The sequence below is a fragment of the Paenibacillus xylanexedens genome (assembly GCF_001908275.1).
Lineage (GTDB): Bacteria > Bacillota > Bacilli > Paenibacillales > Paenibacillaceae > Paenibacillus > Paenibacillus xylanexedens_A.
This window is the reverse complement of the sequence record NZ_CP018620.1, coordinates 2,011,988-2,026,923: the sequence shown is the minus strand read 5'-3', so window position 1 is coordinate 2,026,923 and position 14,936 is coordinate 2,011,988. Positions and strand designations below refer to the sequence as shown.

Annotated in this window: 16 protein-coding genes; 7 read left to right on the top strand and 9 right to left on the bottom strand. The window is 45.0% G+C overall.

Features of this window, described 5'->3' with window-relative positions:
- Positions 1-77: 77 nt before the first annotated feature.
- Complete coding sequence (locus BS614_RS08900) at positions 78-809, bottom strand: nuclease-related domain-containing protein (protein WP_074093715.1); 732 nt, start codon at positions 807-809, stop codon at positions 78-80.
- 278 nt (positions 810-1,087) lie between these two features.
- On the bottom strand, positions 1,088-1,981 hold the full coding sequence (locus tag BS614_RS08895; protein WP_074093714.1) for an NAD(P)-dependent oxidoreductase: 894 nt from the start codon (positions 1,979-1,981) through the stop codon (positions 1,088-1,090).
- Positions 1,982-2,176: 195 nt separating this feature from the next.
- Between BS614_RS08895 and BS614_RS08890 the strand changes: the two genes are divergently transcribed.
- From BS614_RS08890 to BS614_RS08880, 3 genes are read left to right on the top strand one after another with little or no spacing between them, the layout of a single operon-like run.
- Complete coding sequence (locus tag BS614_RS08890; protein ID WP_074093713.1) at positions 2,177-3,298, top strand: GerAB/ArcD/ProY family transporter; 1,122 nt, start codon at positions 2,177-2,179, stop codon at positions 3,296-3,298.
- Entirely contained in the window at positions 3,270-4,772 is a 1,503-nt protein-coding gene (locus BS614_RS08885) for a spore germination protein (protein ID WP_084174465.1), read from the top strand. Before BS614_RS08890 ends, BS614_RS08885 begins: the two co-directional genes overlap by 29 nt.
- A complete protein-coding gene (locus BS614_RS08880) occupies positions 4,769-5,932 on the top strand; it encodes a Ger(x)C family spore germination protein (protein ID WP_074093712.1) in 1,164 nt (387 codons plus the stop codon). The genes BS614_RS08885 and BS614_RS08880 overlap by 4 nt, the downstream gene beginning before the upstream one ends.
- A gap of 90 nt (positions 5,933-6,022) precedes the next feature.
- Here the strand turns inward: BS614_RS08880 and BS614_RS08875 are convergent, their stop codons facing one another.
- Entirely contained in the window at positions 6,023-6,352 is a 330-nt protein-coding gene (locus BS614_RS08875) for a hypothetical protein (RefSeq protein WP_074093711.1), read from the bottom strand.
- A 128-nt stretch (positions 6,353-6,480) separates the two neighbouring features.
- On the opposite strand from BS614_RS08875, the gene BS614_RS08870 reads away from it, so the two are divergent.
- A complete protein-coding gene (locus BS614_RS08870) occupies positions 6,481-7,014 on the top strand; it encodes a hypothetical protein (protein ID WP_074093710.1) in 534 nt (177 codons plus the stop codon).
- A 233-nt stretch (positions 7,015-7,247) separates the two neighbouring features.
- Here BS614_RS08870 and BS614_RS08865 read toward each other — a convergent pair whose 3' ends face one another.
- The 3 genes from BS614_RS08865 to BS614_RS08855 form a co-directional block, all read right to left on the bottom strand.
- Positions 7,248-7,526, bottom strand: coding sequence for a hypothetical protein (locus BS614_RS08865; protein ID WP_074093709.1), 279 nt, complete (start codon positions 7,524-7,526; stop codon positions 7,248-7,250).
- 36 nt (positions 7,527-7,562) lie between these two features.
- Positions 7,563-7,844: a hypothetical protein gene (locus BS614_RS08860; RefSeq protein ID WP_074093708.1), complete on the bottom strand. Its 282-nt coding sequence runs from the start codon at positions 7,842-7,844 to the stop codon at positions 7,563-7,565.
- 229 nt (positions 7,845-8,073) lie between these two features.
- The gene (locus BS614_RS08855) at positions 8,074-9,372 is read right to left on the bottom strand and encodes a galactokinase (RefSeq protein WP_074093707.1); all 1,299 of its coding nucleotides are present in this window, start codon (positions 9,370-9,372) and stop codon (positions 8,074-8,076) included.
- Between the two features lie 276 nt (positions 9,373-9,648).
- Here BS614_RS08855 and BS614_RS08850 point away from each other — a divergent pair, with 276 nt between their 5' ends.
- Genes BS614_RS08850 through BS614_RS08840 form a run of 3 tightly spaced genes read left to right on the top strand, consistent with a single transcriptional unit; the run spans position 9,649 to position 12,654 of the window.
- Positions 9,649-10,905 (top strand): MFS transporter, encoded by a 1,257-nt coding sequence (locus BS614_RS08850; RefSeq protein ID WP_074093706.1) that lies wholly within the window; start codon positions 9,649-9,651, stop codon positions 10,903-10,905.
- 59 nt (positions 10,906-10,964) lie between these two features.
- Positions 10,965-11,891, top strand: coding sequence for a DUF2268 domain-containing putative Zn-dependent protease (locus BS614_RS08845; RefSeq protein ID WP_074093705.1), 927 nt, complete (start codon positions 10,965-10,967; stop codon positions 11,889-11,891).
- On the top strand, positions 11,866-12,654 hold the full coding sequence (locus BS614_RS08840; protein ID WP_074093704.1) for a MerR family transcriptional regulator: 789 nt from the start codon (positions 11,866-11,868) through the stop codon (positions 12,652-12,654). Before BS614_RS08845 ends, BS614_RS08840 begins: the two co-directional genes overlap by 26 nt.
- A gap of 372 nt (positions 12,655-13,026) precedes the next feature.
- Here the strand turns inward: BS614_RS08840 and BS614_RS08835 are convergent, their stop codons facing one another.
- The 3 genes from BS614_RS08835 to BS614_RS31935 form a co-directional block, all read right to left on the bottom strand.
- Positions 13,027-13,317 (bottom strand): hypothetical protein, encoded by a 291-nt coding sequence (locus BS614_RS08835; protein ID WP_074093703.1) that lies wholly within the window; start codon positions 13,315-13,317, stop codon positions 13,027-13,029.
- A gap of 118 nt (positions 13,318-13,435) precedes the next feature.
- The gene (locus BS614_RS08830; protein ID WP_074093702.1) at positions 13,436-14,350 is read right to left on the bottom strand and encodes a hypothetical protein; all 915 of its coding nucleotides are present in this window, start codon (positions 14,348-14,350) and stop codon (positions 13,436-13,438) included.
- 340 nt (positions 14,351-14,690) lie between these two features.
- Positions 14,691-14,828: a hypothetical protein gene (locus BS614_RS31935; RefSeq protein WP_210436968.1), complete on the bottom strand. Its 138-nt coding sequence runs from the start codon at positions 14,826-14,828 to the stop codon at positions 14,691-14,693.
- Positions 14,829-14,936 lie beyond the last annotated feature (108 nt).

The window sequence follows — 14,936 nt, the reverse complement described above, 5'->3', positions numbered from 1 at the left end:
TTACTACTCGCACATTAACTACCACCGCAACACAAAACACTGCCGCCCGTATGGACAACAGTGTTCGTAAAGCGTAATTATTTGATCCCTTTAGCCTTCTCCATATGCTCTGACCGAATCTGAGGATCGGTGGAATTGACCGAAGATAACAGAGCGTAGATCGCCTGGATATCCTTCTCTTGAAATACGGTTTCTGGAACCTCACTCTCAAGTCGTTCCGTCTTACGCTGAATGGTCTCTACCAATTCGTGATCGTAGATAATCAGTTCATCCGAGTTCACATACCTCACAGCAGGATCAACACTGATGCGGCAACGGTTGGTGAAGGTCACCATGGAGACGAGACGTACTCTTTTGTAGTCTCCGAGGTGTGCATGGATGGCTTCCACATGTGCACGATGCTGCATGAGTGGATTGTACATTTTGACCCGGCTGCTGCTGACCGACCAATTGGCCTCTCTTCTTCCGCCGCGAATCTCACCTGTCGTCAGATTTCGGGTTTCGATCACGAAGATTGCCCGCGGACCGATTACGACATGATCAATCTGCGAATAACCGGAGCGTGACTTCGGATTGGTAACGAGCAGGTCGTTCAGCACTTTATATTGAATTGGAAGACCTATCAGCTGATCTGCTGTACTAGGCTCCTCCGGCTGACGTGTCCAATCCCCTTCCGCTTTTTTCTTGCGCTTACTTCGGACCATACGCGGGGGAATGGTTGTCGTTGATGGTAACGCTGAAGCGGACGCTGTAATCTGGTTCGCAAGCTCTGGTTGTGTCTTGAACAGAGACAGGATTTTCTTGAACATGGGCAAGCTCCGTTCTATTATAGTGTGGGTTACGGGTGACCATTACAGGAGGAATAACATCCTTTGACACATTCATTATGTAAACTTCTATTACTTATGTCGGATAAAGCGGGGTAAAAATAAAGGGAAAACGATCAAAATCTCTCCAATACGCAAAGTACATATGAACATTTAACCAATTTCGTGACTTTAGACGCATAAACAAGCCGCAAAATTGAAAAAAAACAGCGCAACCCTTTCCTGAATAGAAAAAGAATACGCTGCTGTTCTCTTGGTTGTTAAGCCTGAAGATAATAGGTGTAGAGCACCTGAGTACCCTTCTCTTCCAGCCCATTATTCGCTATTTCCTGATACAGGGATTCGGCCAGGGCCAACCCAGGCGTTTTCATGCCCATCGCTTTTGCAGACTCCAGTGCAATTCCCATGTCTTTGATAAAATGTTTCACATAGAATCCAGGCTCATAATCGCCTGCGATCATGCGCGGACCGAGATTGCTGAGCGACCAGCTTCCGGCTGCACCGGTAGCAATGCTCTTCAGCACGGTCTCCGCGTCCAGACCGGACGTCTTGGCATAGGCGAGTGCTTCGCATACGCCCATCATGCCAGAGGCAATGGCAATCTGGTTGCACATTTTCGTATGCTGCCCGGCTCCCGCCTTACCTTGCAGCACTATGTTGCTACCCATCTGCTCAAACAGCGGACGCACGGCTTCAAAGGCCTTCGAACTACCACCAACCATAATGGACAGCTTCGCGTTCTGCGCTCCGATATCACCGCCCGACACAGGTGCGTCCAGTGCATGCAGTCCTTTGGCTTCCGCAGCTTCAAAGATTCGTGCAGCCAGTAACGGACTTGAGGTTGTCATATCAATCAGATATGAACCCGGTTTGGCATTGGCTACGAGACCATCCTCACCGAGATAAATCTCCTCTACATCCTTCGGATACCCCACCATCGTGATGATGACATCACACGCGGCAGCCAGTTTGCCTGGTGTGTCATGCCATACGGCACCCTCTTTCACCAACGCTTCCGCTTTGGCAGCAGTTCGCGTGTACACATGCAGCGGATACCCTGCTCTCTGGATGTGCCCAGCCATGCTTTTACCCATCACGCCTGTACCAATAAAGCCAACCTTAGTCTCTCCAGGTACCTTAGTCGTTATTGTCATCGTAGGTTCCCCCCCTATTTCTCTATGCTTCGCTCAGTGCTTGTCTTCGACATTGCTATATCTGTATGTTAAAGCTTTCTGTCTAGCTCGTCCATCTCGTTTGCCGCTTTCTGTGAAAAAATCTGAAAAAGGAATCAACTTCCCATATGCTGTACAACCTAACGTAAACTTCCTTCATTGGAAAGGAGGATTCGCATGAGTCGTGAAAAAGGTCAAATTACCATCTGGTTGTCCTTTTCCATCATTTTATTAAGTGCCGGACTGGTCTGCCATGTCTTGTCCATTCCAGGAATTCTCGAAGCAGCAGGCAGGGATGGATGGTTGTCTGTCGTGGCGGCTGGCCCTTTTTTCATGTTATTTCTATGTATGATGTACATCATTATTCGCCGTGTACGTGGACAGCGATTAACAGATTGGATTACGCGAGAGTTCGGGGCGGTCCCTTCCTGGATCTTCCGAATCTCCGCTTCCATTCTGCTGTTCACGCTTGGCACGCATACGCTGTATGAGACAACTAACTGGACCGTGTCCACATATCTTCAATTCACACCACCTTACGTTCTGGCTGGTGGCGGAGCATTGGTTGCCGCGTGGGCAGCGGCTAAAGGCATACGCTCCATTGCGATGACTTCCAGTCTGCTGTTGCCCTTTGTCATTTTGCTTGGTTATTTTGTAATGTCCGCCAATATGAAATATAAAGACTACAGTCTATTGTTCCCGATTATGGAGAACGGTATAGGTCCCGTGTGGCGGGGCATGATCTACTCTCTCGCCGGACTTATGGAGATCTGGATTCTTATGTTGTTCCAACATGAAGTCAAAGGCAAAATTCGTTGGTGGCATGTTCTGATCCTCGGCGTGTTTATGCTCAGTATGGCGATCGGACCAACCATCGGAGCCATCGTGGAGTTTGGTCCCGAAGAAGCAGCCAAACAACGAAACAGTCCCTATGAGCAATGGAAACTTGTGAATATCGGCAAGCTGCTGCAACACGTTGATTTTCTATCCATCTATCAGTGGCTTAGTGGTTCCTTTGCAAGGGTGGCCATATCCATGTATCTCATCGTGGATCTGCTGAATTTCCGCAGACCGAAGAAACGATATATCGCGATTCTCACCATTACCGTCATCATGAGCTTCATGGCGATGCAATGGTGGCGCATTGATTACGTGGATTATTATGTGGACCATATTCAGTTCCCGGTCATGCTCGCTTATGTCTCAATCGTTACCGTGATATTAACCATTGCTGCATTAATCCATAAAAAGGACAAGGAGGCTCCCGATCATGCCGATCTCAACCCAGCCCAAGAATAATCCTGACGTTGAACCGTTCCGAATGAACGAGCATAACCTGAATACCTTTTTTGCCGGATCTGATGATGTTATCATCAATAGTCATATGATCGGAGAACCTCCGATGCAACTCCTTATGACCTATTGCAGCGGTATGGTGGATAGTGAAGCGATCTACGATATTATTCTCCCGGAACTCAGACGAACATATGAAAATACACACTTTATCCGTACATCCGACATTGAAAAGTGCATCAGCCTGGATTGGACCCGAATGGATCTGCAAGACTCGGCATATGGCACCGAACTAATGTCTCTCCGTGTTTTTGAAGGTCATATGTTGATCTGTATTCCTTCCCTGCAAACCATGTGGAGTATTGATATATCTAACATCCCTACTCGAACACCGGAGGAATCGACCACCGAAGTTTCGATCCGCGGGGCAAGAGATGGGTTCATCGAACCACTTGCCGTCAATGTTGCCTTGATACGCACCCGTCTGCGTACGAACCAACTTGCCTGCAATATCGAACTGATCGGTACACGTTCTGCAACCAAGGTGGCATTGATGTATATCAAGAATATCGCCAATCCGGAGCTGATCGAAGACGTCCAGGATCGGTTGCGTAAGATTGAGACCGAACGCATCTTGACCGCCAATGAACTGGAAGAATTGCTGTCGCCTTCGAAGATTACTTTGTTTCCCGTCACCCATTATACGGGCAGGCCTGACTTTGCTGCAGAATGTCTCATGAACGGACGTTTTATCCTCATTGTAGACGGCAATCCCAGCGCCATTATTGGGCCAGTCAATCTGTTTCTTTTGCTCAAATCCCCGGAGGATGCCAGCTTTCCCTTCTTGCCTGTGAACGTAGGAAGGATGCTGCGCTTTCTTGGCCTGATGATCACCGTGTTCCTGCCCGGATTCTATATTGCGCTGACATCCTTTCATATGGATCAGATCCCCTTTCCTCTAGTTGCAACGATATCGGTTGAACGCATGGGACTTCCAATGGAATCGGGAGTGGAGATGTTTCTCATTATGCTGCTAATGGAGCTGTTCCGAGAGGCGGGGGTACGTTTACCAAGTGCCATCGGCCAGACACTAACTGTCGTTGGAGGGTTGATCATCGGGGATTCCGCCATTCGAGCCGGCATGGTCTCTCCCCTCATGATTGTCATCATTGCAGTTACCGTCGTAGCTGGTGCAACCATTGTGAATCAGGTCATGACCAGTTCTGTGCTGATCCTGCGGTTCCTTTGTTTTGTCCTGGGGGCATCCCTCGGCATCTATGGGTTCATCCTGTCGTTGATTCTGTTCCTCATCTACCTGACTGATCTCAAATCATTTGGCATTCCGTATCTCACGCCGTTAACACCGCTTCATTTCAAACAAGCGATAGCTTCATTATTCAAACTGCCAAAGGGGTTAGGTAAACGAAGACCCGTCTATCTTGAGACTCAAGAACCGCGTAAGAAAGGAAACGGACGATGAAACACTTGTTACAGCAATGTTTGCTGGGTCTGTTAAGCCTATTGATGTGCGTGATGACAAGTGGATGCTGGAGTGCCTTTGAGATTCAACAGGTGGACTACGCCAAAGCCTTTGGGATTGATTATAAGGACGGCATGTATCACCTGTATGTACAAACGCTGGATTTTGCCAGTGTCGCCAAAAGTGAAAGTTCAACTAAAAGTGCAGATACACCGCCTGTATGGGTCGGACATGCCGAAGGGAAAACGATGAGTCTGGCGCTGAACGAACTGTTCCGTACGGCTCAATTACACATGGCTTGGGGGCATGTGACAGCTATCGTTATGGCTGAAGGTGTGCTCACCAGCAAACACATCAAAGAAGTGTTCGACATGCTGGGACGGTTTCCAGAATCCCGTTATACAACCTGGGTGTACGGAACACGCGAGCCTCTGGAGAAAATCCTGAGTGCAACGTCCATCTATAATATGTCGCCACTGGACAGCATTCTTCACAACCCGCTCCCCACGTACATGGAAGAATCGTTGTACCCGCCTGTGCTCAGCTTTAAACTCATTGCAACACATAATGATCCCGCTACCACGACGTATCTGCCGAGTCTTGCATTGAACGATACCCAGTGGGCTGAGAATGAGAAAAAACATGATTTGTTTCTAGTGGAAGGGGCCTTTTTCGAGAAGACTGGCTATGACTTTGAATACTTTCCACGCAGTCAGCTTCCCGGTTATCACTGGTTAATCAAAGACATGCGGCGCGCTCCCTTACTAGTTCAGAAGGATGGAACGATCTATGGGGCACTCAGTGTAGGATTGCCAAAAATCAAAATTAAACCTGTCATTCAGGGTGAAGACGTTACGTTCAACATTGACGCCCACTACCTCACTGCCCTGTACGAATACCTGGTGCCCACCTCATATGAAGAGATGATCCAGATCAGTGAAGTGAAGTTGCGGGAGCAGATCATGCAGACGTATCGTCACGGCCTTGAGCGTGGTGTGGATATTTACGGTCTTCAGGAGAAGCTGTATCGCAAAAATCCGAAACTCTGGCGCAAGTTATCCAACAATGGCAGCAAGATGATGCTTACCGAAGACTCGATTCAAGATCTGAAAATCCACCTCACCATCCCGTATACAGGGAAATATAAACGGAAAGTGTAGCCAGAACGCGAAACACCCCTTGTCAGGTATGCAGCCGGATAAGGGGTGTTTGTGTTTTTTACTTGTTGATAAGAAAAAATTCATTTTTCTTTAAAAACCAAATGTTAATCCTAAGTATTCGACTATGATCCATGAAGCAGGCCAAAGCAATGGAACATGAACAACCCAGTAAGGGGCTTTGAATCTTCCGTTCTCGTAACTAATCCCACAATAGAAAATTGCAAATAATACGCCCAAAGGATATGTAAAAAGAATTTTAACTAATATGTCACGGGAAGTATCGTATGTATGCGGAAACGGTGCAGCTAGAGACATACCTAGTCCGAAAAGAGCTATAGGCCAGATTAACAAACTAATTCCATACAAAACTAAAAATAACAATAAATAATTGAACAACTTCTCATTTTTCCTCTTACTCATGTGCCCTCCTGATTTCCTGATCGTATCGCTTTGCTTAAGTAAGCTTACTTCTCTTCGCTTTATTTACATGCATAATTACCAATTTACGGCTCATACTACCATAAGTAAATTATTGAAGGAGTGACAGCATGAGGTTAAAAAGTATCATCGCCGTTGGAGCCGTGTTAACTTGCTCAACTCTGTTATGGGGCTGTGGCAATGGCACTGCGAATAATGCTTCCCAGCAACAGAATGACACCGTTCGATCGGAGAGTTGGAGCGATCCCAAACGACTGGAAGCTTCCCATCTTGAAGCACTTGAGCGTATGGAGAAGGATCACATCCACCGAATGGTTTCGCTTAGCGCAAGTACAGATGGAGACAAAGTGATGACCACACTTGAACGATCGAGCCAAAAGTTGGAGGAAATGCGACCGCTTGCCGAAATGCTTCAGCATGAAGGACATCCCGCATTATTACAGCGAATTCAAGACATGTCTGGTGATATCCAAGGTTCCAAATCCGTCATTGCTGAGATGAAAAAATTGCCTCAGGACGGTAAAATTAAAATCCAGTCTGAGAACTCCGATTCTTTGCATCACATTAGCAGCTTCCGTGATTACCATCAGTATATTCAGGGACAAGTGCAATCCTTGAACAGCAGTAATCCCAATTTACACTAAACAGTAACAGTACTGATTACCCGAATGACTTCAATCTATAAAAATGTATGAACGAAGCAAAAAATAGTTAGATGGGAAGCTTATTTCCCTTCTAACTATTTACTTGTGAGCAGGTATAGAAAATCACTGTATCATGCTGCGGTCAGATCAGTTGCACTTCGTTACATGCCAAAGGTTAGACAGTGACGAGTAATCCCGACCAACTCCCCTCACTGTCTAACCTCACTCCTCTGCTACTCATCCGCACCCAGATACGTTAGTAACGCCGCCAGCGTCGTCACAATAAAGATGTGAACCCATACGTTGGCCGCTCCATACGACATGTTGAAAAAACCCAAATAGCTAAAAGAATCGCCTCCGTAACTGCCCATTTGGAATATGAGTAGCATACACAGCAGAATACTGAACACGACTACGGTCAGCGCTCCGGCTTTTAACCTTCTATCCTCATCCATCCGAAAAATCAACAAAGTACCAAATACGATCGCAATCAAAAACACAATAAATAACATACGGGATAGATCTCTCCTTATCTCTCTAGTTGTCTGCTACTCTACCCATAGAGATACCCAAATGAACATCGTAAATAACAAGACGGGCACAAGAGCACCTGTGGTTAAGATAATCCAAAGTGTCGCGGGCTTGATCTTGTGGCAGTATGTATCGACCTTGCGCATCCGATCTTTGCGCCACTTGGCAAACTTGAGCTGTCTGATCATCCGACTCAGAACTATTTGCCGCTGCTCACCCTCTTCGAATTCATCGATCGCATGCCGCAACTCCTCATATAATTGAGCCTCTTCCTGCCCAGCCACTGTAGGTGTAATCATCTGATCCTTCCTCCCATGGAAAAATTATTGAGATGTAGCCTCTCACCTATTCGAACCATCATTAATACGCCTGTATTCTTGTCACTACCTTCCTAACTAAACCACTACATAAATAACACATTACAGACCTTCAAAGTTTGAAGTTTTTTCAAAAAATGAACAATTCAAAAAGCCCGAGCATAGCCCGGACTTCGTAGAATCATGTTAGAACTATATAACTGAGTGTTATTTAGCTCGCGTTAGCGATCAATGCATTCAAGCATACCGCGCCTTGTGCACGCACATTAACGACGATGATTGGCGTTTCCAACATGTCGTGCATCCAGGACATATACTCTTCTACTTTTTCGTTCGGAAGGATCGTCAGAATAACCCCTGCGAATCCACCACCATGAATACGACAAGCGCCATCACCCAGGTTTTGCAGATAATTCTCGGTCAGTGCCAGCGCGATGCCAATCTCCTGTTCCTTCACAGCACCACTCTGATATACATTCTGCAACCACTTCCATGACGAATTACCAGACGCCGTAATCAGTTTCAAGAAATCAGCAAAACGTCCATCACGCAACGCCTGAACCTGACCATCGACACGATTATTTTCCTCCAGGAAATGAAGCGCACGCAGCACGGCACGATCCCCAGCAGCTTCACGAACCTTCTTGAGGTTGGCATAGATTGCGTCTGCAGTAATTTCCCGAACATACTCACTGCCCAGTGCCTGAGCAACCGCTCTCATCTCATATGGCACAGCAGCGTAATCTTCTGTCAGATCAGCGTGGTTACCGCCCGTATTCACAATGACCAATGAGTAGCCGTTTTGTTGGAAATCCCACTGAACAGGCTCGATAACCGGCTGTGCAGGATTTTCAAAATCAATAGCAATGAGTCCCCCGTACGCACAAGCCATCTGATCCAGCAGACCGGAAGGTTTGTTCCAATAGTGGTTCTCCGCATACTGACCGATTTTAGCCATTGTCACAACATCCAGTGCACCGTCATTATAGAAATGATTCAATATCGTACAGATCAGCATCTCAAATGAAGCAGAGGAACTCACCCCAGATGCCGAGAACACATTACTGGAGAGATACGCCTGGAAGCCGCCTATTTTATATCCAAATTCTCCAAATCCCGCAGCCATACCGCGAATCAATGCTGTTGTGCCATCGTCTTCTGTATTTGGCGTGAGGTCCGTGAGATCGATTACATATTTCTTGTCATAACCTTCTGAGTAAAACGTAATAACCGACTCCGCAGTTGGTGCTGCCACTGCAATCGTATCCAGCGTAATGCTGCCCGCCAGCACTTTACCATGGTTATGATCCGTATGATTGCCGCCAATCTCGCTGCGTCCTGCCGCACTGAACAACTTGCTTCCTTCTTGCGCGCCAAAGTACTCTTCAAACGTTGCGTTCAGCTTTGTGTAACGTGCGGTCTGTTCCTCTACTTGTGATTGTCCATACATTTGGGCAAGTAACGCTTGGCCCTCCGTGGATTGGATCAGATTCAATGGTTGTGTCGTCATTAATAATCCTCCTATGGATATGCAGCTTTTATTTTTAGACTGTTGGTGAACATGGTTGTCGCGTCTGTTTCAGACCTTATTCCTCTCCCATTATCTCAGCTTCGTAGCGGAAAAGGTAGGGTAGAATTGAAAGTTTGTAAGCGTTTTGTGAAGTTATTTAATGTAAAAATAGGATTGAAAACCATTTTAGAATAACTTAAATTTGGTTTAAGTGAAAACACATTATTTTCCAACCTCAAAATTGCTATGCTTAACATCTTATTGATGGAGGGAACGATGAAAATTAAGTCAAACTATACTAAGTTATTTGGTGCATTTTCTCTTACATTTTTGGGTGATGGACTTACGCTTGCTGCGGTTCCTTGGCTCATATCAACACTAACGAGCGATACGCTGTATGCCTCTGTCACTATGACGGCACTTCGTTTGCCCTGGCTGCTATTCAGTCTGCCTGTAGGTGTCCTCATCGACCGATACTCACGCAAACATATGCTGGTTGGGGCAGGCTTTACGCGAATGATCCTTCTACTTGTTCTGACGTTATGTATCTGGGGAGGATGGGTGAGCATTCCGATTCTGGCTCTGTTCATGTTTGGGATTGGATTGAGCCGAGTTGTATTCGACAGTACGGTGCAGACGGTCATTCCTCAACTTGTAGATGAAAGTAAATTGGAGAAAGCGAATGGGCAGTTCACCGCCGGACAGTTAATCACAAGTGATATTCTGGGCGTTGCTCTGGGAGGGTTTATCATAACCCTGCATATTGTATTTCCTTTTGCCATAGACGCCGTAACGGCTGTTATTGCTCTGCTCTTTTTGATCAGTTTGAGGGGAAACTTCTACCCTGGGGATACGGAAACAACCAAGAAAGAAGTTCGACCGATGAAGAATTGGAAACGAGAGATGTGGTCCGGTATTCAATATGTCTATCATGATCGTTTTCTCCGCGGATTAGCCATTCTATCTCTCACCATTACGCTGATGTATTCGATCATTCTGGCTACTCAGATCTTTTTTGTACGAGATGTGCTTCAGTTGGATGCTTTTGCATTTGGTATCCTCATCTCCATTGCAACAATCGGCAGCATTGTAGGGAGCCAGGCTGTTGCTTATATGCGTAAGAGATGGAGTACAAAACAATTGATTATCTCCTCCATTTTGTGCATGGGAATCATCTACGGTGTGGTGGGTTTAACCACGAATGCATATATGGTAGGTGGACTGTACTTCTGTGCTGCATTTTTCATTATTGTCTACAATGTTACCCGTTCCTCCATCCTGCAACGTTCCGTTCCTAATGAGATGCTCGGCCGGGTCGGAAGTGTGTTTCGCTTTCTATCCTTTGGCATCAGTGCCATTGGTACGCTTCTCGGCGGATTATTGGTGCGGGTTAGTGAAACGACTTTTGATCGTGTATTCTCGCTGCAACTCCCTTATCTCTTGTTAAGCCTGATCTATCTCCTGTCTGCCCTGATATTCGCAATGAAGATGCAGAATCATTCAGAGAGCCAGCAGCGTAACATCAACGCTTGACTGTTACGTTAGGTCATACTTGATAATGATCTCAAGCTTACATGAAGGAGAGATTAAGGATGAAGATTACCGCGTTACGTTCAGATCAAATCTATGAGGAAATCATTCAGGCTGCACCCGATGAGAAATTGGAGTTATACCGTGAACGAATGATGAGTCCATTCATGAACAAATGGAACATTCAACATATCCCGTTTCGCTCTCAAGAGCCTCACGGCTTCGATGTGATCATGATGAATAACTTTATGAATATCGCTCCAGCAGATATCACACCTGAGATTAACGAATCGTTAGCAGCGATTTCGTCTGAAGCATTTTGGCAACAGTGTCATGAAGCCGTTTGTACGAGTCTATCCACCTTTACAGATCACGGGATTGAGCTATCGGTCTCCGAATATCTATATACGATTTTATTAGGCGACAAGAACAGTCCTTCACTCACCATGAACGAAGGCATCAGCGGAGATGGTGGAATCCCGGGTTGTATTATTGCGAACCTGATCCCCAATAGGTATACTCTACCTCGTATGCAATCCGTGTTAGCCCATGAATGCAATCATAACGTAAGGTATCAATATATCCAGTGGAGTCCACAGATTACGCTTGGGGAGATGGTGGTTAGCGAGGGGTTGGCCGAGAGTTTTGCGACATCCCTGTATGGAGAGAATTTGCTAGGCCCCTGGGTAGCCAAAACGGATATGGAGACATTGAATACCGTAATCAAGCCAAAAATGAAAGACCAGCTACATGTCATCGGTTTTGACCAAATTAATCCGTATCTATACGGCGATGAACTTGCCATCATGCAAAACTTCACGCCCGTAGGTATGCCCTACGCGGCTGGCTATGCCTGCGGTTATCACTTAATCCAATATTATCTGAACAAAACAGGTACACCGATTACCCAAGCAACCATCACTCCGGCAAGTGTCATCCTTGCTGAAACAAAGGACTTTTGGAATGAAGACACCCTATTTCACTGTTAAAGATATCATTAAGATCACAGGCATCACCAAACGCGCATTACATTATTACGATAAAACGGATCTATTGAAACCGAGCAAAGTCGAGGACAACGGCTATCGCTATTACGATCAAGAGGCACTGGGGAATCTGCAGATGATTCTCTTGTTCAAAGAAATGAATTTCTCATTGAAAGACATTGCAGCCATGATGCAACTCTCCAAAGACGAACAGAAAGATATCCTAAGAGAGCATCGCAGTACACTCGTTCAACGCAAACAAAAGCTCGAAACCATCATCGACCAGTTGGACGAGTATGTGGATGGTACAGATATCTCTCATCTTCATCTGTTTGACGACTCTTCCATTCTGTCCATTCAAGAACAATATGAATCTGAGGCGAAGTTCATCTACGGAGATACCGAGAAATATCAGGAATTCGAAGCCAATGTGAACCAACTGTCTGCGGAAGAGCAAGAACAAGCTTACCAGCAGTTCTCGGTCAACATGGAGCAGGTATTTCGGGAGTTGGCGAAACATCAGGATCTGTCTCCTGCTTCTGTTGAGGTGCAATCGTTAGTGCGTGAATGGAAGAGTTGTCTGGAACAGTTCATGGTCTGTGATATTGAGATTCTGAGGTGTATCGCAGAAGCCTATACGACAGATCATCGCTATGCGGGTTATTTTGATCAGTTTGGTAATGGAGATTTTTTGAGGTTTTTGTATCAAGCGATTATGGTTTATGTGGAGGGTAAGGTGGTATCAGGTGTGAAAGATATTAGATAACCTCCGAAAGAACGCACAGAAAAAACACGGAACAATGGTACTATCAATTAAACGCCCATTATGTAAATGATCTATCTAATAAACCCATGGCTAGAGCACCTTAGCCATGGGTTAGTGATGGATATTTTAATTTTTAGAAATGTTTTTATCTGAACTCACCAGTTAAATCAACTCCGTCAAATGTAGCCTTTGGATAATAATAAACAAACATCGGTAGGCCTGTAAATGAATCAGACTTATTTAAGGTAAGGAAATCCACTTTGCCAGACGATGTCTGGCTTACTGTATTGTTAGAGATCTTACCTATCGCTCCAGTTTCAAAATTTACAATACCTACACAATCAATTTTAACTTCTGCTCGGATGTTTCTTTTTATGCCAGCTGTGTCCCATGGTTCATGAGTGTCTTCTCCACATCACGCAGCCACGCCTCATGCCGCACGTACACCTCTCCCTCAGTCGGGGACAGCAGCTCCGCCCAATAGAGAAATCCAACATAGGAGCCACATTCGTTCCGGTACCCGATACTCTTCGAACGTCCCATCAGATGCAGCTCCAGATACGTCGGAATATGCCCCAGCTCTCGTTTCACATCCAGAAAATCCTGATGCAGCTTCTCACGGCGCGGCAGCCGTTTGCGGCTTGGCTCCTGAAGCAGGTTCACCACCTGGGTCTCCATAAGTAAAAAAGAGTGACTCCGAAGTTCAGAGTCACTCTTTTGTTAAAAATGGGAAACTAAGCTCTTTTTAAAGTGTTATATACTAATAAGTAACAATTCCAAATTAAGGTTTGTAATTCTGTTGAGTATAGATGTGAATGAAATAAGGAACAATTGCTCCAGCTGCTTGAGCTTTAGCACCTTCATTATTTGCAATAGTGATTATGTTGTTCGGGAAGCTGCTTGGTACAGTCTTATCTTGGAAATCATACTTATCATACGTATGAATATATACTTTCCAACTTCCACTCACTTTTTCAGCTGCCCAACCAACAGTAACTTTACCGAGAGCTAGATAAAAATCCAAGCCCGCGTTTCCAGCGCTTGTAGCAACACTGGAATCACCAGAAACAAATGTTTTCCCAGCAGCATTTGCAATATCAATCGCTTTGGCAATAGGTATCGAAACTGTTGTGTAAGCTGAAGTTAGTGACCATGCATTTGAACGACTGCTCCCAGCAGCATAATCTAGTGCAGATGGAGAATCCTGAAGCGAATTAATAAGAGCCTGTCCTGCAAAAGGGCATGAGAACGCACCGAGTGATAATGCTACCAAATTAAAATCTGAGCGATACTGGGCTTTTGTCTTTGAAGCTGCCGCTGCAAAATTAGATTGATCATTGGCATGAGTAGAATACTGAAATTGTTGAACTTCTTCTAAAAATTTGGCCTCAGCCTCTTGTTGGGCCTGAGCTTTTAAAGCAGATATATTGTTGCTTTTAATACTCTTCAAGACCGTCTTTGCCTCATCGTCATATCTTATATTCCAAGTCGATAAATCTGCTTCTTCTTTCAACTTTTCATTATTTACAGTACCATCTGTCCAGGCATTATTTACGCCATTCGTGATAGGAGTTGATGCTTCGAATGAAAGGGAATCTGCATGAATAGTGTTGCTAGAAAGAGCATAAGGCATAAATGCTGCAGACAATAACGAGAATGCAAGTATTGGTTTTAATAATTTACTAGAATTATTCATTTCACTTCTCCTTCTTTTATATGTTATTTATTTACATGTATGATATTATCATATATAAGATATTCTGTAAAATTTATCCATGATAGAAAGGTTGTTTACCATGAAAAAATTAATTACAAAGTTAGCCTCTATACTAGGTTACGGACTTTTAACTGCCCTTTTTATTTTCTTTCTTATAGCACTAATTGCCATTATCATTCTGGCTATCTATGAGTTTAAAAACTAATATCTCAATCAAGTAATTGACAAAAACTATAAGTGGCAATAAAGCTTATGTACTACCAGCTTCATTGCCACTTATAATTTATAAAACATCTTCAATTAATCTAACCGCAAGAGATTACCATTCTCCCCGCTCAAAATACGCATGCAACCGATACTGACACATCTCCCTCGTCCAACGATACAGTAACGCCTTGTCCGCCGCATCCTTCACCTGCACATTCAGCGAGAACAGGCCATCCTCGAATCGTGTCATGCTGCCCTTCGCCCCGCTCCACATTGACATCGGCATGTCGATAATCAGTTTCTCAATCCGTGTTGCCGTCTTCTCATTCCATTCCCATAGCGGAGTTTTCCTTTGTCC

Bases quoted from the DNA above. Each gene is read 5' to 3' on its own strand.
- BS614_RS08900 (WP_074093715.1), bottom strand. From the start codon at position 809: ATGTTCAAGAAAATCCTGTCTCTGTTCAAGACACAACCAGAGCTTGCG.
- BS614_RS08895 (WP_074093714.1), bottom strand. From the start codon at position 1,981: ATGACAATAACGACTAAGGTACCTGGAGAGACTAAGGTTGGCTTTATT.
- BS614_RS08890 (WP_074093713.1), top strand. From the start codon at position 2,177: ATGAGTCGTGAAAAAGGTCAAATTACCATCTGGTTGTCCTTTTCCATC.
- BS614_RS08885 (WP_084174465.1), top strand. From the start codon at position 3,270: ATGCCGATCTCAACCCAGCCCAAGAATAATCCTGACGTTGAACCGTTC.
- BS614_RS08880 (WP_074093712.1), top strand. From the start codon at position 4,769: ATGAAACACTTGTTACAGCAATGTTTGCTGGGTCTGTTAAGCCTATTG.
- BS614_RS08875 (WP_074093711.1), bottom strand. From the start codon at position 6,352: ATGAGTAAGAGGAAAAATGAGAAGTTGTTCAATTATTTATTGTTATTT.
- BS614_RS08870 (WP_074093710.1), top strand. From the start codon at position 6,481: ATGAGGTTAAAAAGTATCATCGCCGTTGGAGCCGTGTTAACTTGCTCA.
- BS614_RS08865 (WP_074093709.1), bottom strand. From the start codon at position 7,526: ATGTTATTTATTGTGTTTTTGATTGCGATCGTATTTGGTACTTTGTTG.
- BS614_RS08860 (WP_074093708.1), bottom strand. From the start codon at position 7,844: ATGATTACACCTACAGTGGCTGGGCAGGAAGAGGCTCAATTATATGAG.
- BS614_RS08855 (WP_074093707.1), bottom strand. From the start codon at position 9,372: ATGACGACACAACCATTGAATCTGATCCAATCCACGGAGGGCCAAGCG.
- BS614_RS08850 (WP_074093706.1), top strand. From the start codon at position 9,649: ATGAAAATTAAGTCAAACTATACTAAGTTATTTGGTGCATTTTCTCTT.
- BS614_RS08845 (WP_074093705.1), top strand. From the start codon at position 10,965: ATGAAGATTACCGCGTTACGTTCAGATCAAATCTATGAGGAAATCATT.
- BS614_RS08840 (WP_074093704.1), top strand. From the start codon at position 11,866: ATGAAGACACCCTATTTCACTGTTAAAGATATCATTAAGATCACAGGC.
- BS614_RS08830 (WP_074093702.1), bottom strand. From the start codon at position 14,350: ATGAATAATTCTAGTAAATTATTAAAACCAATACTTGCATTCTCGTTA.
- BS614_RS31935 (WP_210436968.1), bottom strand. From the start codon at position 14,828: ATGACACGATTCGAGGATGGCCTGTTCTCGCTGAATGTGCAGGTGAAG.